Source organism: Klebsiella sp. TF21-TM (assembly GCF_019753495.1).
Taxonomy (GTDB): Bacteria; Pseudomonadota; Gammaproteobacteria; order Enterobacterales; family Enterobacteriaceae; genus Klebsiella; species Klebsiella quasipneumoniae.
The window spans coordinates 23,415-44,754 of the sequence record NZ_JAIJYL010000011.1 but is presented as its reverse complement, the minus strand read 5'-3'; the positions used below and the strand labels follow the sequence as shown (position 1 = coordinate 44,754).

Sequence of the window (21,340 nt, the reverse complement as noted above, 5' to 3'; positions counted from 1 at the left end):
CAGCATGTTAGAGCGTGGAGAGCCTTTCTCTGTGGAAGAAAGGCATCAGGGCGCGAGGTTGGCCAGCGACAGGTCTCGCTGGCTAACCTTTCCCCGGTAAACCCGGTTATTTTCTGGCCTCAAAAGCGATCTTAACCGCCATCCCGGCCAGTACCGTCGCCATCAGCCAGCGTTGAAATTGTTGCCAGCCCGGTCGCCGACCAAGAAAAAGCGCCACCTGCCCGGCCAGCAAGATAATCAGGCCGTTCACCGCCACGCTGATTAATACCTGGGTACAGCCTAATATTAACGACTGGCTGAGCACGCTGCCGAGTCCGGGGGTGATAAATTGCGGCAGCAGGGACAAATACAGGATGGCAACTTTGGGGTTCGCCAGGCTGGTGATAAATCCCATCAGAAACAGCTTACGCCCACTGTCGGCGGGTAAGTCGCGCACCGCGAATATCGGCCGCCCTCCCGGTTTAATCGCCTGCCACGCCAGATAGAGCAAATAAGCGACCCCGCACAAACGCAATGCATCGTAGGCGTAAGGGACCGCGAAAACCAACGCGGTAATGCCGAAAGCGGCACACAACATATAGAAGAAAAAACCCACGGCCACCCCGGCAAGGGAGATAAAGCCAGCGCGTTTTCCCTGGCAAATCGAACGCGAAGTGAGATACATCATATTGGGGCCAGGGGTTAACACTAACCCCAGCGCCACCGCGGCAAAGGCCATTAAAGAAGCTAATTCAGGCATAACTTATCTCCAGATAGCGGTAATGCCCAGGCGCGCGGCGACGTTGACCATGCTCCCCAACAGTATTCTGTCTTTAGCGCCAGTCACATGGTGTCTAAGTATTAGCTTATTCTGCGTTTGCCAACAACCCCTGCGTCGGGCATTCGTTACGCTCGCGCAGCGGAAAACCCTCATCCTTTTCTCATAGTAAAATTGTCATATCTCAAACAATTAGCATTCCTTCTGCCCGTTTGACACAGATCGTTTCCTTTGCCGTCTCGTTACGACTATGGTTAATGATGAGGTTTATTTTTTACCCCTGGATCCGCCAGGGCATATAAGAGGGTGTTTCGCCCTTCGTTGAACGGAATTAGCTATTAAATCCGTAGACTCATTCAAATATCGCTTATTGGTAGCAGTGTATATCGTAACGGCATTCACAAAAGCAAACGGAGCCTGATATGAGCACGTCTAACGACCCATCCAACAACGCATCCGCCGGAAAGTGCCCTTTCCACGCCGAGACGCCCAAGCAGAGCGCCGGCAGCGGCACCGGCAACCGCGACTGGTGGCCTAACCAGCTGCGTGTCGATCTGTTGAACCAGCACTCCAGTCGTTCCAACCCGTTGGGTGAGGATTTTAACTACAGGGAAGAGTTTAAAAAGCTCGATTACTCCGCGCTGAAGGCTGACCTCAGAGCGCTGCTGACCGATTCGCAAGAGTGGTGGCCGGCAGACTGGGGCAGCTATATCGGTCTGTTTATTCGTATGGCCTGGCACGGCGCCGGCACCTACCGCACCGTTGACGGTCGCGGCGGCGCGGGTCGTGGACAGCAGCGCTTTGCGCCGCTGAACTCCTGGCCTGATAACGTCAGCCTCGATAAAGCCCGCCGTCTGCTGTGGCCGGTGAAACAGAAATATGGCCAGAAAATCTCCTGGGCCGATCTTTACATGCTGGCGGGTAACGTTGCGCTGGAAAACGCCGGCTTCCGCACCTTTGGCTTCGGCGCCGGCCGTGAAGATGTCTGGGAACCGGATCTGGACGTCGACTGGGGCGATGAGAAAGAGTGGCTGGCCCACCGTCACCCGGAAAGCCTGGCGAAACAGGCCATCGGCGCCACCGAAATGGGGCTGATCTACGTTAACCCGGAAGGCCCTAACGCCAGCGGCGAGCCGCTGTCCGCCGCGGCGGCCATTCGCGCCACCTTCGGCAATATGGCGATGGACGATGAAGAGATTGTCGCGCTGATCGCCGGCGGCCACACCCTGGGTAAAACCCACGGCGCAGCCGAGACCAGCCACGTCGGCGCCGAGCCGGAAGCCGCCCCGCTGGAAGCCCAGGGTCTGGGCTGGCACTCCAGCTACGGCAGCGGCGCAGGCGCGGATGCCATCACCTCCGGTCTGGAAGTGGTCTGGACGCAGACGCCCACCCAGTGGAGCAACTACTTTTTCGAGAACCTGTTCAAATACGAATGGGTGCAGACCCGCAGCCCGGCGGGCGCTATCCAGTTCGAAGCCAAAGACGCGCCGGAAATTATCCCGGATCCGTTTAACCCGGGTAAAAAGCGCAAACCGACCATGCTGGTCACCGACCTGACCCTGCGCTTCGACCCGGAGTTTGAGAAGATCTCCCGTCGCTTCCTCAACGATCCGCAGGCCTTTAACGAGGCGTTCGCCCGAGCGTGGTTCAAGCTGACCCACCGCGATATGGGGCCGAAATCCCGTTACCTCGGGCCGGAAGTGCCGAAAGAAGATCTCATTTGGCAGGATCCGCTGCCGGCGGCGACCCATCAGCCGAGCGCGGACGACATCGCCAGCCTGAAAACCGCCATCGCCGGCGCCGGCCTGTCGGTGAGTGAGCTGGTGTCGGTCGCCTGGGCCTCCGCCTCCACCTTCCGCGGCGGTGATAAGCGCGGCGGCGCCAACGGCGCGCGTCTGGCGCTGGCCCCGCAGAAAGACTGGCCGGTCAATGCTATCGCCAGTCGGGTGCTGCCGACCCTGCAGGCGATCCAGCGCGCCTCCGGCAAAGCGTCGCTGGCCGATATCATCGTGCTGGCTGGCGTGGTCGGCGTTGAGCAGGCTGCGGCGGCGGCCGGCGTCAGCGTCAACGTGCCGTTTACTCCAGGCCGCGTCGACGCCCTGCCTGAGCAGACCGACGTCGAGTCGTTTGACCTGCTGCAGCCGCTGGCGGATGGCTTCCGCAACTACCGTCGCATCGAGGGCGGTGTGTCGACAGAAACGCTGTTGATCGATAAAGCGCAGCAGCTGACCTTAACCGCTCCGGAGATGACGGTTCTGGTGGGTGGACTGCGCGTGCTGGGCGCCAACTACGACGGCAGCAAACACGGGGTGTTTACCGACCGCGTCGGCGTGCTCAGCAATGACTTCTTCGTCAACCTGCTGGATATGGCCACCGTCTGGAAAGCGGCCGATGATCGGGCGGAGCTGTTTACCGGCAGCGACCGTAAAACCGGCGAAGCGAAGTACAGCGCCACCCGCGTGGATCTGGTGTTTGGCTCCAACTCGGTCCTGCGCGCGCTGGCGGAAGTCTACGCCTGCGCCGACGGGCAGCAGAAGCTGGTGCATGACTTTGTCGCCGCCTGGACCAAGGTTATGAACCTCGACCGTTTCGACCTGTGATCCCCTCGCCCCGGCACCCGCCGGGGCGTTTTTTTATACCGCCCGCGGCAGCTGTTGCAGGCGGCTCCGCGTTCGCTGAATATCCTCCAGTTCCACCCCGGCCACCAGCGTCTCCAGGTCGCAGCGGGTCACCAGCAGCAGGCGGTTCTGCTTTTCATACAGCACATCAATCACGTTGATAAAGCGCTGCTGCGCCGCCGGCCCTACCGTGGCCAGCGGCGGCACCTCGTCCAGCAACCAGACGGCATAACGTTCGCTGAGCGCCAGATAGTCCATCACCGCCGTGGCGGCCTGGCAGAGCTGGGCAAAAGAGAAATGGAGCAAGTCGGGTGACGCCGCGGCCGCCTGCAGCGTGCGATAGCCTACCGCCAGCGGAACCGGTTCGGCAGGCAGCGAGGGCAGATCGTACAGCTGACGCTGTTGTTCGCTCGGGTTAACCCATAGCCGCCCGCTGCAGAAGGCGTTATCCTGGCTCAGGTGCCGTTCGCGATAATCCTCCTCGCCGTTAAGCGCGACGACCGCCAGGTGGGCGCGGATCAGCGCGATCGACGGTAAAAAGCGATCGTGATACAGCGGATTAGGCAGCAGCATCTCCGGCGGGTAGTTAGAGGTTGCCAGCAGCACGATGCCCCGTTGAAAAAGGTGTTCCAGCAGCGCCTTTATCAGCATGGCGTCGCCGGGGTCGTGAAGATGAAATTCGTCAAAGCACAGCAGGCGGCAGCCGGAGGTCATCTGCATCATCACCGCCTGCAGGCCGGGCGCGCCGGGGGCATTCAGCCGCTGATGCAGTTCGCGGAAGAAGTGATGAAAATGGACCCGACGCCTGGCGGCGAGCGGCAGGCTGGCAAAAAAGTGGTCGAGAATAAAGCTTTTCCCTCGCCCGGTGCGTCCCCAAACGTACAGTCCCTGCGGCGTGCCGGGCGCGGACAATAGCTGCTGGCCCAGGGCGTCGAGGCGGGCGATGAGCGACAGCTGATCGTCGTCCAGCGTCAGACGGGCACGCGCCGCCTGCTCGGCCATCACGCGGGTAAAGCGAAAATCAGCCATCGTCATAGTCTGGGCAGATCCCGACGACACACATCCATTATTTAACATTCTTATAACCTCCGGCAGGAGGCCATTCTAGCCGCTTTCCCGCAGGTTGGCGAATCGCGCGGCGAGCGGCCATGTCTGCTGCCCCGCCGCCTGTCTCTACGCTTCCCCGACGCGCCAGTGAACCGCGGTGACGTTCTGCTGGCCGGCCACCTGCGCCATAATCTGCGCCAGCGTTTTGTGATGCTGCTTATGGCTAATCAGCTCCGCGCAAATCTCCAGCTGATCCGCCGTGTCTGCCGCCGCCGACTGCAGCCCCTGCAGGGTGAACCTCTGCTGCTGAGCAATATTCAGCAGCAGCTGACGCACGGCCTTTTCATGCTCGCGTAAACAGGTGACGCGCAAGATATAGCGTTTCTCTTCGTCTCCGGCGCCCGGCAAGGCATGAATGCGCTGCGCCGCTTCGCGGAGCAGGATATTGGCGCACAGAATAATCAGCGTCGCCGCCGTCGCGTTCCAGAACTGTCCCAGGCCGCAAAGGACACCGATACCGGCCGAGCACCACAGGGTGGCGGCGGTATTGAGGCCGCGAACGTTCATGCCATCGCGCATGATCACTCCTGCCCCAAGGAATCCGATACCGGAGACGATCTGCGCCGCAATGCGCCCGGGGCTGTCCGGCGACGCCGACATCGCGCTAAGAATAAACACCGCCGCGCCGGTGGCCACCAGCGCATTGGTCCGCAAGCCGGCCATACGTTGCCGCCACTGTCTTTCCGCGCCGATCAGCGCACCCAGCAGCATCGCCGCGAGTAAATGTGTCATATAAGGAAATACCATCGCGCCTTCCTCCAGATAACAGAAAGCCAAAAATTATTGATGTCGCGCTCAGCCGCGCCGGGCAATTAGCGGGCGGGTGATGGTGGAGGAAATAAGCTGGTGGGAAACAGAAACATAACGGTGCCTCTCGCGTACGGTCGCGAATTACTACATTCAGGGAGGCAATCCGATAATCAAAGATTGCTGCCCGCCGGTTTGGCAAGCAGCGAAAACAGTCGCGTTAGCTTGCCGGAGAAAAACAATAAGGATGACTGTCCAACGCATGACTCCTGTATGAAAGTGGGCACATTATAGCCCGGCGTAATAGCGGGTAAAGCGGGAAAACGCCGCCGGTGAGGATTCGTTTACTCTGTCTGGCCCGGACCCTGGGCAGCGCGATAACGCCAGGCGGGGAGCATTGCCGTCCACGGTGATTTACTTCAATTCTTCCCCTGGCGTGCGGCGAAAAGCAGCATGAATCTCAACTTTCCTCCTGTACGGCGCGATCTTGCGCTAAAGATTGCCGTTAACGCTGAAGATTAAAAATTTAAAACTATTAACAATCACTTAACATTAGCAGGCAAACCATTCTTCCTGAGGAACACAACACCATGTCTACCACCCAGGTTCTCGGCGAAACGCCCTATGCTTCGCCAGGACAACCGCACGCCAGCTTAACCGGACGCATTGACGCGCTGCCCGCCTCCTTCGGGTTATGGTCGTTTATCACCCTGCTCTCTCTCGGCGGCTTCTTCGAGCTCTACGACTTGTTCCAGACCGGGTACATCAGCGCGGGCCTGCTGGCGGAGGGTATTTTCCACACCGGCGCGGCGGGGATCTTTGGCATCGCCGATCAGGCGGCCTTTGCCTCCGCCACCTTTATGGGGCTGTTTATCGGCGCGAGCCTGCTGGCGCCGCTGGCGGACAAGCTGGGACGCCGGCTGACCTTTATGGTGGCGCTCGCCTGGTACGGCTTTTTCTCGCTGCTGATGGCGACCCAGAGCAGCGCGGAAGGGGTGATCTTCTTCCGCTTTCTGGTAGGGATCGGCCTCGGCATTGAGCTGGTGACCATTGACACTTACCTCAGCGAATGGGTCCCTACCCACCTGCGCAATAAAGCCTTCGCCTTTGCCTTCTTTATTCAGTTTCTGTCGGTTCCGGCGGTGGCGCTGATGTCCTGGATATTGGTGCCAACCACCCTCTTCGGCCTCAGCGGCTGGCGCTGGGTGATCATCTTCGGCGCACTGTTCTCGCTGGCGATCTGGTTTATCCGCAAAAAACTGCCGGAGTCAGCCCGCTGGCTGGAAACCAAAGGGCGGCATGATGAGGCGCATGCGGTGATGTGCGCGATGGAATCCCGCTGCGGCCTGACGCCGTCGCCGAAGCATGCGCAGGCGGCGGAGAGCGTCGTCAAACGCGGCACCTTCCGCGAAATCTGGGCGCCGCAGTATCGGCAGCGCACCCTGATGCTGATGGTGATGAATTTCTTCCAGGCGATTGGTTTCTTCGGCTTTGGCAACTGGCTGCCGGCATTGCTCTCCGGTCAAGGCGCCAGCATTACCCACAGTCTGCTGTACGCCTTCTTTATCACCCTCGCCTATCCGCTGGGCTGCCTGTTCTGCACCCGCTTCGTGCATCGCTTTGAGAACAAGTGGCAGATCGTCCTCTCCGCGCTGATGACCGTGATCTTCGGCACCCTGTTTGCCCTGCAGAACAGTCCGGTTCTGCTGGTGATCTGCGGGTTTATGATCACCTGGTCCAACGCCTGGCTGACCATCAGCTACCACGCCTACCAGGCCGAGGTCTTCCCGACCCATATTCGCGCCCGCGCCGTCGGCTTCTGCTACTCGTTCAGCCGGCTCTCGACCGCGGTGACCAGCATCCTGATCGGCATTATTCTGCAATATGCCGGTACGCCGGGGGTGATTAGCTTTATCGTCGTCAGTATGCTGATGGTGATGCTGTCGGTGGGGATCTTCGGCCCGAGAACCCGGGGCATTCGACTGGAGAATATCTGAGGCTGGCCTCAGCCAAAAATCCCCTGCGCCTCGGCGAAGCATTTTTCCGCCAGGGTCGAGACCGGCTCCTGCTGGCGCATAATCAGCGCCAGCTGCGAATCGACCTGGCTTTCGGCGATGGGCAGGATGTCAAGATTGTCGCTGAGGGCTTCCAGGCCGTTGTTGAGCGGCATGATGGCGCAGCAGATCCCCGCCTGCACCGCCTGGATAATCTGAAACGTCGAATCGCTTTCAAAGACAGACTTCGGCGTTAGCCCTTTGGCCTTAAAGCTGATTTCAATGGATTCCCGGTAGTACATTCCCTTGGTCAGAAAGCCAAGGGGCAGCGTCGCCAGCGTATCCCACCCCGGCGTCCCGTCGCTGAAGTCGAAATGGCGTTTATCGTGCAACAGTCCCATCCGGGTTTGCGGCAGCCGGGCGATCTTAAACAGACGTTCATCCAGATGCTGCAGGTAACAGATCCCCAGGTCCAGCTGGTTGCGGCTGACGCCATCGATAATCTGCTCCGAGGTCATTGACAGCAGGCTGAACTGCAGCGCCGGGTATTTCTCCGCGAGAGGTTTAATCAGCTGCATCGGATTGAGGCTCGCCAGCGGCACCATGCCAACCCGCAGCTGACCGACCATCTGTCCGCGACAAATGGCCGCCTCCGCCGCCAGACCGTCATGGGCGGCCAGCACCGCCCGCGCCCAGGCCAGGATCCGCTCCCCCTCCGGGGTAAAACCCTCGAAGCGCTGGCCGCGCTGGATAAGGGTCAGGTTCAGCTCCTCTTCCAGATTACGAATGCGCATGGAGAGGGTCGGCTGGGTAATATGGCAGGCTGCCGCCGCCTGGCCAAAATGGCGCGTCTGATCGAGCGCGATCAAATACTTGAGTTGCTTAATATCCATTCTTTTTCCCGTTTGAACCCCGCCGTTCACCCCCGGGGCCGCGCACAGGTTACCAGAATGTTAGTTTCATAACCGATAAATTCAAGCGAGGAGACGAGGGGGCGACGGGCGCAGGACGGCGCGACGCCGCCCAACGCCCTCCTTCTTTAACGCACGCCGGACAGCGGGCGGATCTCTTTCGAGCGCAGCGTCAGGCGGACGGGGACCGACTTATAGGAGGGCGTTCCGCTCTCTTCATCCAGATAGTTCAGCGGCACCAGCACGTTGGCTTCCGGATAATAGGCGCCGACGGTGCCGGGCGCGATGCCGTAGGCCACCACCGTGATATCTCTGAGCGTCAGCGAGCTGCCCGGCAGCGCAGTGTGGATATCGACCCGATCGCCATGCTCCAGACCCTGGGCGGCCATATCCTGCTCGTTCATAAACAGCACGTCGCGACGGCCGAAGACGCCGCGGTAGCGGTCATCCATAGCGTAGATGGTGGTGTTGTACTGGTCGTGGCTGCGCAGGGTCACTAAGCGCATCACCTCCTCGCCCTCCACCACCACGTTCTCATGCACGCCTTTGAAAACCGAGAACATGGCTTTGCCGGTGGCGGTAGGCCAGATGCGCTCGGTCGGCGGCAGCGGCATGCGAAAGCCCCCGGGGTGGCGAATGCGCTGGTTATATTTCTCGAACCCCGGAATGGTCTGTTCGATCAGATCGCGAATACGGTCGTAATCTTCCACCAGATACAGCCAGTCCACTTTGCTGGCCGGCAGAGTGGCCTTCGCCAGACCGGCGACAATCGCCGGCTCCGAGCGCAGCGTCGGCGAGGCGGGCTTTAGCTTGCCTGACGAGGCATGCACCATCGACATCGAATCCTCGACGGTGATCGACTGTCGGCCGCTGGCCTGCAGGTCAAGCTCGGTGCGGCCAAGGCACGGCAGAATAAAGGTCTCTTTCGCCGTCAGCAGGTGCGAGCGGTTGAGCTTGGTGCCGACGTGCACGCTGAGCTCAAGGCCGCGCATCGCCGGGAAGGCGCGTTCGTGATCCGGCATCGCCACGGCGAAGTTGCCCCCGAGGCAGATCAGGGCTTTGGCGTCGCCGGCGATCATGGCCTCCAGCGCCTTCACCGCATCGTGACCATGATGCCGCGGCGGCGTGATCCCCATCACCCGCTGCAGGCTGTCGAGGAAGGCCGCGGAAGGTTTTTCGCTGATCCCAACGGTGCGGTTTCCCTGCACGTTAGAGTGGCCGCGCAGCGGACAGATGCCGGCCCCCGGCTTGCCGATATTGCCGCGCATCAGCAGCAGGTCGGCAATCAGCCGGACGTTGGAAGTGCCTTTATTATGCTGAGTGATCCCCATGCCGTAGGTGACGATGGTGGCCCTGGATTTGGCGTAGGCCACGGCGACCTGGGTCAGCGACTCGCGCGTCAGGCCGGACTCCTGCTCAATGTCCTGCCAGCGGGTGGCGTGCAGATCCTCGGCGAAGGCGGCGAACCCCTGGGTATGTTGCGCAATAAACGCGTGGTCGAGCACCTGGCCCTGCTCCTCCTCCAGCTGCAGCAGCGCTTTGGCGATCCCTTTCAGCGCCGCCGCGTCGCCGCCGGCCCGCACCTGGTAGTAGGTCGAGGCGATCGGCGTCGAGCGATACGTCGCCATCTCCATCACGTTTTGCGGGTCGGCAAAACGCTCCAGCGCCCGCTCACGCAGCGGATTAAAAACGATAATCGGCACGCCGCGGCGGGAAAGCTCATGCAGGGTGCCCATCATCCGCGGGTGGTTGGTGCCCGGATTATGGCCGATAGAGATCACCAGCTCGGTCTGGTCAAAGTCGTCGAGGGAAACGGTGCCTTTGCCAATGCCGATCGACTGCGGCAGGCCCACGCTGGTGGATTCATGGCACATGTTAGAGCAGTCGGGAAAGTTATTGGTGCCATACTCGCGGGCAAAAAGCTGAAACAGCCATGCCGCTTCATTGGAGGCCCGTCCGGAGGTGTAGAATTCAACTTCATCCGGCTGCAGGCCGCGAAGGATCTCGCCGATACGGGCGAAAGCCTCTTCCCACGCCACCGGGCGCAGCGTGTCGCTGGCGCGGTCGTAAACCAAAGGATGGGTTAAGCGGCCATAGCCCTCCAGTTCAAAATCGCTTTTCGCCAGCAGGGAGGTCACGGTGTTAGCCGCGAGGAACGCTGGCGTCACCCGTTTGGTGGTCGCCTCCCAGGTCACAGCTTTGGCGCCGTTTTCGCAAAACTGAAAAGTGGATTTATGCTCTTTATCCGGCCAGGCGCAGCCCGGGCAATCGAAGCCGTCAGGCTGGTTGGTTCGCAGCAGCGTGGCGGGCGCTTCAAAGGCATCCATCTGGGTACGCACGGCGATGGCCGTCGCCTTCAACGCGCCCCACCCGCCTGCCGGACCGTCATAAGGGTGAACACCGGGAACCGCGCGTCTTTTATTGGTCATCTTTTTACTCCTGCTGCTCTGTTCTGGCCGCCGCCGGCGGAAAAAAAGCGTGCGACGACCCCGGCGACGAGGCGTGGTGTGCGCGGCGTCACCTGATAAGAATGCTGTTTCTCAAGGATAGTACGATGGGAAAGCGTAGGTACTGCGTTTGTTAACCGAATAATAACATACACCACAAATCTGTATAATTGATGTTATCTATCGGGTGTTAAATTTAACTTATTTGCAAATTTTGCTTTTATCGCCCCCTCCGTGCGGCGGGTCGCATGGGCGCGGGAAAGTGATGACCGGGCAGCGGAAACTGCCCGGTGCGCAGGGGCTCAGGTCAGGTTGAAGTACCGGTCCGGACGCAGCGTCTCCGGCAGCGGATGTTGACCGGTCATGTCGAGCAGATTGCGCTCAATGGTATTGCACATCGCGTTCAGCGGCAGGTCGTTGGCGGCGGTGCCGAAGGGATCCTCCAGCTCTTCCGCCAGTGAATCCCATGACAAAAAGGTGTAGGAGATAAAGACCGAGACAAACGGCGTCATGTAGTGCAGATCCCCGACCAGGGCGAACGGCAGCAGCGTGCAGAACAGATACACGGTGCGCTGTAGGATCAGGGTATAGGCGAACGGCACCGGGGTGGTGGCCAGCCTTTCGCAGCCGCCCAGCACGTGCGCCAGCTCATCGAGTTTGTTGTCCATCAGCCCATAGGTGATGTCGCTAAGCTTGCCCGCCTCGCGCAGCTGGCCGATTTCGTTGCCGACCAGCAGCAGGATCCGGTTGGTGGGCATTGAGCTGGCGAGGATCTCCGCCACCTGGTCCGCCGGCTGCAACCGCCGCAGGTCAGCCGTCGGATCGGTTTTGCGCAGCTGGTGCTTCAGGCTCCAGCTAAAAGCCACCAGGTAGCTGACGATGCGGCGATGGGCATCGTGTTCGGCCGGCAGGATATTGCGCAACTGGCGCACCAGCGTACGTTCGGCGATAAGCACCGTCCCCCACAGATTGCGCGCCTCGACGAAGCGGCTGTAGCTGGCGCTGTTGCGAAAGCCGAGGAAAATCGCTATCGCGATCCCCAGCAGGCTGAACGGCGCCACCGTTAAGTGGATCCCCCACTGCGCGTACCATTGATAGCTGATAATGGCGATGATGGACATCAGCACATTAAGCAGCAGACGAAAGATGATTTTTGACAGCACGGAGCCGTGCCAGTCAAATAGGCGAAGAAACCAGTGTTGTTCTGGCCGAATGATCATTGTCTGACTTCCTGAATTACCGCTCTGGTTATTATCTCTAAATAAAAAATAGAGAGTATCGATGAACCGATTGGTTTATTTTATCGTTAACTGCAACGGGCAGATCTGCGCCATTATTTAGCGATGGTCATGGCCGGCTCAGTATGAGCCTTATTTATCGTTCGGGCAATCAAAGTGCGAGCGGGTGGCCGAGGAATAATGGCTCAGGGATAAAATAAACGCTGAGCCAGTCTGTTTTCCGCTTATGACGTCAGGCAGTTTGCCTCCCCCGGCGAACCGGCAACCGCCGCGCTGGGATCGAGATGCACCATCACATTGAGCACCGGATGGTGCGCTATGACTCGCGCCCGCGCCTGCCGGGCAATCTGATGCCCTTCGGCTACCGACAGCTCTCCGGCCACCTCGAGATGGACATCCACCAGCACCAGATCCCCCGCCTTACGGGTTTTCAAATCGTGCAGACCCGCTACGCCCGGCGTGGCCCGCAGCGTGCCGGCGATCGCCCGCTGCGTCTCTTCATCGACGGCGCGGTCCATTAAATCGTGCAGCGCGGTGGCGGCGAAACGATAGCCCATCCGCGTAATCACCAGCCCCACCGCCAGCGCGGCGAGCGGATCGAACCAGGCAAACCCGGCCAGATTACCGATGATCCCCAGCGCCACCACCAGGGATGACGCGGCGTCCGAGCGGGCATGCCAGGCGTTGGCGATGAGCAGCGAGGAGTTCAGCCGCCTGGCGGCCGCCAGCATATAGCGAAACAGTCCCTCTTTGACCACCAGCGCCGTCAGCGCCATCCACAGCGCCACGCTGTGCACCGGCGCAATCGTCTGCGGTTGCGCGAGATGACCCGCTGCAGACCACAGCATACCGACCCCGACCAGCGCCAGGATCGCGCCGAGGATCAGAGAGGCGCCGTTCTCATAGCGCCAGTGGCCATAATGGTGATCGTGGTCAGAGGGCCGGCGACTCTTTTTATTCGCCACCAGCACAACGCCATCGGCGAGCAGATCGGAAAAAGAGTGCATTCCATCGGCAATTAACCCCTGGGAACCCGAGAATATTCCCACCGCAATCTGCAACGTGGAGAGAAAAATATTGACCACCACGCTAACCAGGGTACTCTTTCGCGCCTGCTCCGAACGCTGATGATATTTATTATCATTGTCAAAATTATGTTGTGTCATTATTTCTCTCCCTCAGTGAGCGGGAAGAATAAACTGACAAGCTGAGTTTATGCTTAACAATATAAAAGCCATTGCCTTGCGGTTTAACGAATTCGCTGCGGTCGTTAATGAATAGATTCTGAAAGTGTGGCCGGAGAGGTACAACCGCGCGCGGATGGACTATCTTATCACTGGCGCCGACAGGTCGGGCCGCCTTCTCTTAGCCACCACAGGAGTCAGCGATGTCAGATATCACACCCTCCCGGCTGCGTTTTGCCATTAATCTGGGCAATGCGGTACTGGCCCATCCTGGCGAAAGGGGCGTGCCGACAGGCATTACCCCCGAGCTCAGCCATCGACTGGCGAAGCGCTGGGGCGTCGCCGCCGAGTTCGTCACCTATCCTGCCGCCGGTAAAGTGGTGGCCGACGCCGGCGGCGAACGCTGGGATATTGCCTTTCTGGCCATCGATCCGGCACGGGAGGCGACCCTGCGCTTTACCTCTCCCTATATCACCATCCAGGGAACCGCGCTGGTGAGAGCCGGTTCGCCCTGCCAGAGCGTGGCCAATATGGATCGCCCGGCAACCACGATTAACGTCGGGCAAAACGCCGCCTACGATCTGTGGTTAACCCGCCATCTGCAGCACGCCAGCCTGAATCGTCTCCCCTCCTCGCAGGAGGCCATCGACGCCTTCCTCGCCGGTGAAGGGGATATGGTCGCCGGCATCCGTCAGCCGCTGGAGGCGACAGCGCGCCGCCATCCGGAGGTGCGGGTCCTGGCGGATAATTTTACCGAGATCCACCAGGCCATCTGCGTCGCCCGGGAAGACGTGGCCCGCTTTAGCGCGGTGAACGACGCGTTGAACGAATGGCGAGCGGACGGTAGCCTGGAGGCGCTGATTGCCCGGCACCTGGGCGAGGCGGGCTGAATCACGCCTCTGCCATCCGGCGCATGGCGCAATGCCAGGCGCCGTTGCGTACCGAGGCGCGCAGCACGCGGGCGATAGCCTGCACCATCAGACGCGTCGTGCGCCGCTGCAGCGGCGTCAGCGACAGTCCCAGCATCTCCTGCGCCCATGGCGGCAGAAGATCGATCCCGGCCCTCATCATCACCTGGCCAACCGGCTGAATCAGGCGACCCGGCAGACGGGTGGTGAGCAGCACCTCGGCCACCTCCCGGGTACGTTCGTCACAGCGCAGCTGCGGGCGCATCGCCTCAAGATAGTCCGCGACCTCATTCGGCGTCCGGGGAATATCCTCGGCCCCCAGCCGGCGAGCGATCTCCGCCGACTCGCGAAAATAGTCCTCCTGGCGCTGGACGCTGACCACCGTGCGCTTATAGCGCAGGTGGGAGGCCATAAAGCGGCTGCACTCGGCGACATGCACCCAGGTCAACAGCGCCGGGTCGCTTGCCTGATACGGCGTGCCGTCCTTATCCACCCCGGCGATCCGCTGATGGATCCCCTGCACTTTGGCGATCAGCCGCTCCGCGTCAGGGGTGGCGGCAAAGGTGGTGGCGGAGATAAACTGACTGGTGCGGCGCAGGCGGCCAAAGATATCCTCGCGAAAACGGGAGTGGTCCCAGACGCCGGCCAGCGCCAGGGGATGCAGCATCTGCAGCAGCAACGCGCTAATGCCGCCGCACAACATAGAGGTAAAATCGCCATGCACCTGCCAGATGGCTGATTGCGGACCAAACAGCCCCGGCTCCCCTTTGGGCTGTTCAAAATCAATCTCTTTTAGCGCCATGCCGGTCAGGCCGAGCACCTGCGCCTCGATCATCCCGCGAATGCCGATCATGATGGATTCCTTTACGTTTGCGAAAGGACCAAAGATACCACTATTGCGCAGCGGAGGCAGTGGCGGGGAGAGAGATCGCGGGAACGGTGCCCGCAGAGTGCGGGCACGACAGCTTACGGATTCAGCTGGTAGTCGAGGGTGATATTGGCTTTCAGCACCTGCGATACCGGGCAGCCGGCCTTCGCTTTCTGGATGATCTCATCGAACGCCGCCGGCGCGACGCCCGGCAGGACAATCTGGCTTTGCAGCGCAATGTCGGTTATCGCAAACCCGCCGTCGGTTTTATTGAGGGTGACCACCGCGGTGGTGTCGATGGACGTCGCGGTATAGCCCTCTTCGCTGAGCATCAGCGACAGAGCCATCGAGAAGCAGGCGGCATGCGCGGCGCCGATCAGCTCCTCGGGGTTGGTGCCTTTCACCCCTTCAAAACGGGTGTTAAAGCCGTAGGGCTGCTGGCTCAGCGCCCCGCTCTCCGTCGACACGGTGCCTTTGCCATGCTTGAGATCGCCTTCCCAGTGCGCCAGCCCTTTCTTATGAATCGCCATATGACTCCTCCTGTGATGATGTCGAACAAAAAGTATAGTGCCTGATGCCGAACCTGCGTCTATTCTGCAGCCCGCCACCCCGGCGTTCCCGAAAAGTACCCGTTGCGGGTGACGCTAACGGCCATCGTGAGGATGATAAGGATCGGTTTTGTCATCCTCGCTGTCGTCCCGTTTACGCGGCACTTCGCCCTGTTCGCCCGGCGCCTCGCGCGCAGGGTGCTTCCCGCGCTCCTCGCCGTGCGGGTGAGATGTTGTGCTCATACCGGCAAGCTCCCCTTATTTAGGCGACTGTTTGAGCAGGCGATCGATACGCACTACCGGCGGCGTCATTTTGCGATCAAGGCTACCGTTAATACTGACCAGATCGTCAGGCTCTACATGCTGTTCATTAAACGCGGCAACCGGAATAATAGCGGTGATGGTGCCGCTTTTATCGCGAAACTGATAACGGTCATCTCCCTGCCGGGTCAGCAGATTGCCGCGCAACGAAATCGTGGCGCCGTCGTGCATGGTTTTCGCCTGCTCAACGGTCATGATCCGCCCCTCCTCGACGCCGCGATAGCCGTCATCCAGTTTGTGCGGCGGCGGCGGCGCGGCATCCTGGCTAAAACCGCCCTTATCGTCCGCTTGCGCGACAGCGGCGGCAAACAAACAGGCCATGGCCAAGGCTAATTTTTTCATCATGCCTCCTTGTTTTTGCTGATGAACAGAATAAAGCCTGGCTGAGGCTGGCCATTTTTACAAAGTCAATTGTTCTGATATCGTCTAATATAAGAATGTCCTTATCGTTGCGCTGATGCCGAAACGAAACGCGGGGGAAATTATAATGATTGAGAATCAACAGTCTTGTCCCATCGTCGACGAAAATGAACGAGCCCTCCGCTTTGAATATCGCTTCAGGCGCTATGGGATAATTGTACTCAGCCTCATTATCCTTACCGCGTTAAGCGGCCTGTGGTCCTCTGGTTATTTCAGTGAGGCGCACCGGGAAAGCGCCGGAGGTGAATTAATCGTCGATTACCAGCGTTATGCCAGACTGATGAGTGAAACCGAACTGAATATTCAGATCAAACCCAACCAGGAAAATGACACCACGATCAGCTTCGCCGCCACGTTATTAACTCGCTACCAGCTTGGCGATATCCGCCCGCAGCCGGATAAAATGTTCAGTGCCGACGGGAAATTATATCTGGTGTATCAGCGGACGACCAGCCGCTCGCCGCTCTCGGTGTGGTTAGCGATTACCCCCAAAACCATAGGCACTATCCCTCTGCAGGCGGCCGTCAACGATCGCCCTGCCGTCAGCTGGCAGCAGTTTGTCTATCCGTAGGAGTCGCGATGGAAATGGTCCTTAGAGCCGCAGCAATCTATCTGATATTGCTGATTATTTTCAAGATTGCCGGCAGACGAACCCTGATGCAGTTAACGAATTTTGACCTGATATTGCTGCTGATTATCAGCGAAGCTACCCAGCAGGCAATGCTCAGCACAGACTATTCCGTCACCGGTTCGATGCTGACTATCGTCACCCTGGTCAGTATTGATATTTTATTTGGTTATATTAAGAAAAAATTTGCCCAGGCGGAAAATTTCCTTGATGGCACGCCGGTTATCGTGGTGGAAAATGGTGCTGTCATCGATGAGAAAATCAAGCTCGTCAATATTTCTGTCGATGATATCCTGCTGGCGGCCAGGCAGCACCATGGGATTTATGAACTGAAAGCGATCAAATTCGCTATTCTCGAACGTAACGGCCAGATATCCATTATTCCGCAACAGGAATAACAGCGGAATAGCTATTTATCGCGCTCCGGTTGTTTATCCCCCGATTCCGGGGCGCGGGTGGCGTCATCCTCTTCTTTTTCAACGCTACGCGTGTTTAATGTCAACATTTTTCCTCCTCGCGGGTTGTTAGGGACCTTACAGATTATAGAACCTCAACGCCTGCTTATGCAGAAACAGGCCAGAGTCATCACGATATGTCGCCTGATTCACACTGCGCTTATTCCAGGATATTTCCCACCTCACCGTTGTTATTGGTGCTTAATAATTATTCGATCCGTGCAGCTTAAATTTGTGATAGCGAAAAAATGAATGAGGTCACTATGTCCGTGATGGTTATTACCGGCGGAACCGCCGGGGCAGGAAAAGCCACCGCGCTGCGTTTCGCCCGCGCAGGGTATCACGTGGCGCTGATCGCCCGCGATGAAACGGGTCTGCAGGAGACGCAGCAGGCCTGCGAACGGTTTGGCGTCAAAACGCTGGCGATTAGCGCCGATGTTGCCGATGCCGGGGCTGTGCAGCGCGCCGCCGCCGAGGTGGAAGCCACCCTCGGTGCCATAGACGTCTGGATCAACAACGCCATGACCACCGTGCTGGCGCCCTTTCGTCAGATGAGCGACGACGAATTTCGCCGGGTGACGGAGGTGACCTATCTTGGCTATGTCAACGGCACCCGCGCGGCGCTGGAGGTGATGACGCCCCGGGATCGGGGGGTGATTATTCAGGCTGGATCGGCGCTGGCCTGGCGCTCGATCCCCCTGCAGTCGGCCTATTGCGGAGCCAAAGCGGCCATTCGCGGCTTCACCGATGCCGTGCGCACCGAGCTGATGCATGAGAAAAGCCACCTCCAGTTGACCATGGTCCAGCTGCCGGGGATGAACACCGCTCAGTTTGGCTGGGCGCGCAACAAAATGGATCAGGCCATGCAGCCGGTACCGCCGGTCTATCAGCCGGAGGTCGCCGCCGAGGCTATCTACAGCGTGATCCAGCGGCCGGTGAACGAGCTGTGGGTGGGGAAAAGCACCATCCAGTCGATCCTCGGCCAGGTCTTCTTCCCTCGTCTGCTCGATCGGCTGATGGTGAAGAAAGCGTGGGAGGGACAGTTTTCCGGCCAGCCGAAGCCGGCAGAGCACCAGGACGACCTGTTCACGCCGGTGCGCGGCAATCATCCCGGACACGGCCCCTTTAACGATGGCGCACGGCGTAAAGCAGTGACCATCAGCGCCGATCTCCCGGGAAAAGTGGCTGCCGGCGTCGGCGTGGCGGTGGCGACGATGGCCCTGCGGGCGTTGTTCCGTCGACCGGGGAGACGGCGCTAAGGCAGGCTGCGGCTGAACCAGCGGTAGCCATACCCTGAGAGCGCCAGCCGCGCCTCTTTCCCGCCATGCAGCCCGTCCTGGTAGAACTTATCTTCCAGAATCGGGCTCCAGTAGTCCTCGGCCAGCGGCGGAAGCTGCACCTCTACCGCCTGCTGGCTGCAGTTCGCCAGCATCAGCACCTCCCGCGATTCACTGCGATAGCACAAGCCCAGCACCGCGGCAGGCTTCACCGTAAGGAGGGTAAAAGGGATGGATCCCGGTTCAGTATATTCCGTGCGCGCCAGCACCATATTGCGCACCCGATGCAGTAGCGAGCGGGGGTGGCGCAGCGCCGCTTCGACATTGATCCGCTGGTAGCGAAACCGTCCGCTGGCCACCGGTTTTACCGGCAAATCCTCCCGCGCCGCCCGGGAGAAGCCGCCGTTGGGCGCCGCCGACCACTGCATCGGCGTTCGGACCGCGTAGCGCTCCGGTAAGCGCAGATCGTCGCCCATACCAATCTCGTCGCCATAGCGCATCACCGGCACGCCAGGCAGCGCCAGCAGGATAGCATGGGCCAGCGCGATGCGTCGGGTATCGCCACCCAGCATTGGCGCCAGCCGCCGGCGCACGCCGCGCTGGTAAACCGACATCGATTTATCCGGGGCAAAGGTGCGGATAACCTGGCGCTTGTTGCGTTCGCCAATCCCCTCCAGGTCCAGTTCATCATGGTTACGCAGCCAGTTGACGAAGCAGCATCCGTCCGGCGGGGCCACCATCGCCTGCAGCGCCTTCACCACCGGGGCGGCGCGCTGCTGCGCCAGGCTGACATAGAGGTATTTATTAAGCCAGAAATTGAGCACCATCTGCAGCCGATCGCCGCGGCCGAAATAATGGCGATACGCCTCCACCTCCACGTCCACTTCACCCAGCAGTATCGCGTCGGGGTTAATGCGCTGCACGACCTGCCGGAGATGCGTCAGCAGCGGGTAGCCCCGCGCCTCTTCGCCCTTCCCGGCCTGCTTCACCAGATGTGACGCCGCATCGAGGCGAAATCCTGACACCCCGGCCTGCAGCCAGAAGGTGATGATGTTTTCTATTTCGGCGATCACCGGCGGATGAGCGAGATTCAGGTCGGGCTCATGCCGATAAAACATGTGACGATAGTATTGTCCGGCCTGGTCGTCCCAGCTCCAGACGCTCTCCTCGACGCCGGGAAACATGGGCGGATCGTCGTTCTCCGGTGGCCGATCGGCCCAAAGATAGTATGGCCGCAAAGGCGAGCGGGGATCGCGTCGCGCCGCCTGAAACCACGGGTGCTGGGCGGAGGTGTGCTGGATAACCAGCTCAACGATCACCCGCAGTCCCAGCTCCCGGGCGCGGGCAATCAGCTCAATCACGTCGGCGATGGTCCCGAAGCGGGGATCGGGCTGCAGATGGTCGCTGATATCATAGCCATCATCCTGCAATGGGGTGAGATAGAAAGGGGTCAGCCAGAGCACCGTCGCCCCCAGACTACGAATGTAGTGCAGCTTTTGGCGGATACCGGCAAGATCGCCAAACCCATCGCCATTGGCATCGTAAAACAGAGAACTGTCCACCTGATAGATGACCGCTCTGTGAAACCACTCTTCCTGTTGCATCACTATCACCTTGCGTTCTGCCCGCCACTGTCAGCTTCCTCAGCGCGCCCTCCTGTTCCTGACGTCTGCTTTGCCGACAGGCGGTACGGGATCGGGCTCTGCAGGAGGGGCCCTGTTCGCCACCGCGTCCACCAGCGCCTGCTGCCTGGCGGTTAATTTCAGCGGAACCGCTTTCTCAGTGGCGAGGAGCTCGATGGTGTGGCGCTTAACCATAATTGACTCCGGCGGCTTATTGTCCGGCCTCAACGCCGGGCAGATTGTTATGCATCAGATATTGCCCGGTCAGCGCCGGCAGATGATGCAGCAGCCAGTCAGCCATCCCTCTCTCTTCGGCAAGGATCCCTTCCAGAGTAGGCATCGCGCTATGGTCCCCCACTCGCTTCGCCGCCGTTAATAAAGCGGTATAGCAGGCGACCTCAAAATGGGCAAAAACGTAGGCGGTGATAATCAGTTTAATGAGCTCATCGCCGGGCAGCATGATGCCAATAGTCTGGCCCAGGGCTGCGACCCGGCTCATCGCATCCTTCAGCGCCGAGCGGGAAATGTGGTTGCGGGCGATAAGGTCCTGCAGGGCCGACAGTTGCCGACGGGTTTCATAGAGATGTTGTTCAAGGCGGGTCCGTAATTGCGGTTCATTATCGAGGCGTCTGATGGTGGCCATAAGCAGTGACTCGGCCTGTTTTTCCATGGCATGGGCATCGCGAAGCCAGTTATGGTAATTTTCACTATCCGTCATATCCACCTCTGATCATTAATTTTTTATTTTGACGGGGAATCTTCATTCTCTTCCGCCGCCTGGTCAGCTCGCGCTGCGCTATATCCAGATAAATGCCCAACAATATTAGCGTAAATACTGATAAGAATGACCCACAGGACGCTGTCTTTCCACCAGATTAACGAGGGTATCGCCAGACCCACCCACATAACGGCGGCCACAAGATGACAACGCTTAATAAATACCGGCGTCAGTTTCATTTTATTACCTTAGATCTGAACAATATTTAGCAAGCGGATGTGTTGCTGCCCACCCCTGGCATCCGGCGGTTAATGCCCGGCTAACAATATCTTCCCTTTCCACAGCCATAAAAACAGTGCCGTCATTTACTCGCCCTTACCGCTTCGCCGGCACATTGCCGCTGCGGTAAACAGCGCTTAATAATTAAGGTTGCTATAATTTAATTATCCTGCTCCTTTTCTTTCATCGCGGACAATAGACGATGGGTGAAGGAAAGCGTTCGCAAATAAACAGAAACCTGCGGACCGCCAGGCCCACAGGTTTCTGTCCCGACGCCGTCGAAACGGCGTCAC

Annotated in this window: 21 protein-coding genes and 1 riboswitch; of the genes, 6 read left to right on the top strand and 15 right to left on the bottom strand. The window is 59.5% G+C overall.

Annotated elements, in window-relative coordinates; genetic code table 11:
- Window positions 1-106: 106 nt before the first annotated feature.
- Complete coding sequence (locus K5R89_RS12545) at window positions 107-739, bottom strand: LysE family translocator (protein WP_023289802.1); 633 nt, start codon at window positions 737-739, stop codon at window positions 107-109.
- Window positions 740-756: 17 nt separating this feature from the next.
- A riboswitch (ZMP/ZTP riboswitch) is annotated at window positions 757-836 on the bottom strand.
- Window positions 837-1,179: 343 nt separating this feature from the next.
- On the opposite strand from K5R89_RS12545, the gene katG reads away from it, so the two are divergent.
- The gene (gene katG / locus K5R89_RS12540) at window positions 1,180-3,357 is read left to right on the top strand and encodes a catalase/peroxidase HPI (RefSeq protein ID WP_044523422.1); all 2,178 of its coding nucleotides are present in this window, start codon (window positions 1,180-1,182) and stop codon (window positions 3,355-3,357) included.
- A 33-nt stretch (window positions 3,358-3,390) separates the two neighbouring features.
- On the opposite strand, the gene zapE is transcribed toward katG, so the two are convergent.
- Together zapE and K5R89_RS12530 are read right to left on the bottom strand one after the other, a co-directional pair.
- On the bottom strand, window positions 3,391-4,410 hold the full coding sequence (gene zapE / locus K5R89_RS12535; protein WP_254242821.1) for a cell division protein ZapE: 1,020 nt from the start codon (window positions 4,408-4,410) through the stop codon (window positions 3,391-3,393).
- 138 nt (window positions 4,411-4,548) lie between these two features.
- Complete coding sequence (locus tag K5R89_RS12530) at window positions 4,549-5,229, bottom strand: MgtC family protein (protein WP_064154571.1); 681 nt, start codon at window positions 5,227-5,229, stop codon at window positions 4,549-4,551.
- A 590-nt stretch (window positions 5,230-5,819) separates the two neighbouring features.
- Between K5R89_RS12530 and K5R89_RS12525 the strand changes: the two genes are divergently transcribed.
- Window positions 5,820-7,226, top strand: coding sequence for an MFS transporter (locus K5R89_RS12525; RefSeq protein WP_072420121.1), 1,407 nt, complete (start codon window positions 5,820-5,822; stop codon window positions 7,224-7,226).
- A gap of 8 nt (window positions 7,227-7,234) precedes the next feature.
- On the opposite strand, the gene K5R89_RS12520 is transcribed toward K5R89_RS12525, so the two are convergent.
- From K5R89_RS12520 to K5R89_RS12505, 4 genes are all read right to left on the bottom strand, one after another.
- Window positions 7,235-8,116, bottom strand: coding sequence for a LysR family transcriptional regulator (locus tag K5R89_RS12520; protein WP_023289814.1), 882 nt, complete (start codon window positions 8,114-8,116; stop codon window positions 7,235-7,237).
- A 146-nt stretch (window positions 8,117-8,262) separates the two neighbouring features.
- On the bottom strand, window positions 8,263-10,563 hold the full coding sequence (locus K5R89_RS12515) for an FdhF/YdeP family oxidoreductase (RefSeq protein WP_044523429.1): 2,301 nt from the start codon (window positions 10,561-10,563) through the stop codon (window positions 8,263-8,265).
- Window positions 10,564-10,883: 320 nt separating this feature from the next.
- Complete coding sequence (locus tag K5R89_RS12510; protein WP_217220351.1) at window positions 10,884-11,801, bottom strand: bestrophin family protein; 918 nt, start codon at window positions 11,799-11,801, stop codon at window positions 10,884-10,886.
- A gap of 242 nt (window positions 11,802-12,043) precedes the next feature.
- Window positions 12,044-12,985 carry a cation diffusion facilitator family transporter gene (locus K5R89_RS12505; RefSeq protein WP_064154566.1) on the bottom strand — a complete coding sequence of 314 codons (942 nt, stop codon included), beginning with the start codon at window positions 12,983-12,985 and terminating at the stop codon, window positions 12,044-12,046.
- Between the two features lie 221 nt (window positions 12,986-13,206).
- On the opposite strand from K5R89_RS12505, the gene K5R89_RS12500 reads away from it, so the two are divergent.
- Window positions 13,207-13,893, top strand: a complete 687-nt coding sequence (locus K5R89_RS12500) for an ABC transporter substrate-binding protein (protein WP_048297579.1) — start codon at window positions 13,207-13,209, stop codon at window positions 13,891-13,893.
- A gap of 1 nt (window position 13,894) precedes the next feature.
- Here the strand turns inward: K5R89_RS12500 and K5R89_RS12495 are convergent, their stop codons facing one another.
- The 4 genes from K5R89_RS12495 to K5R89_RS12480 form a co-directional block, all read right to left on the bottom strand.
- A complete protein-coding gene (locus K5R89_RS12495) occupies window positions 13,895-14,764 on the bottom strand; it encodes an oxygenase MpaB family protein (RefSeq protein WP_048297580.1) in 870 nt (289 codons plus the stop codon).
- A gap of 113 nt (window positions 14,765-14,877) precedes the next feature.
- Window positions 14,878-15,309, bottom strand: a complete 432-nt coding sequence (locus K5R89_RS12490; protein WP_004202630.1) for an OsmC family protein — start codon at window positions 15,307-15,309, stop codon at window positions 14,878-14,880.
- A gap of 114 nt (window positions 15,310-15,423) precedes the next feature.
- A complete protein-coding gene (locus K5R89_RS12485; RefSeq protein ID WP_032452980.1) occupies window positions 15,424-15,570 on the bottom strand; it encodes a hypothetical protein in 147 nt (48 codons plus the stop codon).
- A gap of 15 nt (window positions 15,571-15,585) precedes the next feature.
- On the bottom strand, window positions 15,586-15,990 hold the full coding sequence (locus K5R89_RS12480; protein ID WP_032452981.1) for a YdeI family stress tolerance OB fold protein: 405 nt from the start codon (window positions 15,988-15,990) through the stop codon (window positions 15,586-15,588).
- A gap of 145 nt (window positions 15,991-16,135) precedes the next feature.
- Between K5R89_RS12480 and K5R89_RS12475 the strand changes: the two genes are divergently transcribed.
- From K5R89_RS12475 to K5R89_RS12465, 3 genes are all read left to right on the top strand, one after another.
- Window positions 16,136-16,639 (top strand): hypothetical protein, encoded by a 504-nt coding sequence (locus K5R89_RS12475; RefSeq protein ID WP_101989551.1) that lies wholly within the window; start codon window positions 16,136-16,138, stop codon window positions 16,637-16,639.
- 8 nt (window positions 16,640-16,647) lie between these two features.
- A complete protein-coding gene (locus tag K5R89_RS12470) occupies window positions 16,648-17,094 on the top strand; it encodes a DUF421 domain-containing protein (RefSeq protein ID WP_023289822.1) in 447 nt (148 codons plus the stop codon).
- A gap of 320 nt (window positions 17,095-17,414) precedes the next feature.
- Complete coding sequence (locus tag K5R89_RS12465; protein ID WP_217259412.1) at window positions 17,415-18,410, top strand: SDR family oxidoreductase; 996 nt, start codon at window positions 17,415-17,417, stop codon at window positions 18,408-18,410.
- Here K5R89_RS12465 and K5R89_RS12460 read toward each other — a convergent pair.
- From K5R89_RS12460 to K5R89_RS12445, 4 genes are read right to left on the bottom strand one after another with little or no spacing between them, the layout of a single operon-like run.
- Window positions 18,407-20,032, bottom strand: coding sequence for an alpha-amylase family protein (locus tag K5R89_RS12460; protein WP_217259413.1), 1,626 nt, complete (start codon window positions 20,030-20,032; stop codon window positions 18,407-18,409). The two genes, K5R89_RS12465 and K5R89_RS12460, sit on opposite strands and share 4 nt — an antisense overlap.
- A gap of 39 nt (window positions 20,033-20,071) precedes the next feature.
- Window positions 20,072-20,245 (bottom strand): hypothetical protein, encoded by a 174-nt coding sequence (locus K5R89_RS12455; RefSeq protein ID WP_217220352.1) that lies wholly within the window; start codon window positions 20,243-20,245, stop codon window positions 20,072-20,074.
- A gap of 16 nt (window positions 20,246-20,261) precedes the next feature.
- Entirely contained in the window at window positions 20,262-20,768 is a 507-nt protein-coding gene (locus tag K5R89_RS12450; protein WP_023289827.1) for a ferritin-like domain-containing protein, read from the bottom strand.
- A 23-nt stretch (window positions 20,769-20,791) separates the two neighbouring features.
- A complete protein-coding gene (locus K5R89_RS12445) occupies window positions 20,792-21,007 on the bottom strand; it encodes a hypothetical protein (RefSeq protein WP_004202641.1) in 216 nt (71 codons plus the stop codon).
- Window positions 21,008-21,340: the final 333 nt, after the last annotated feature.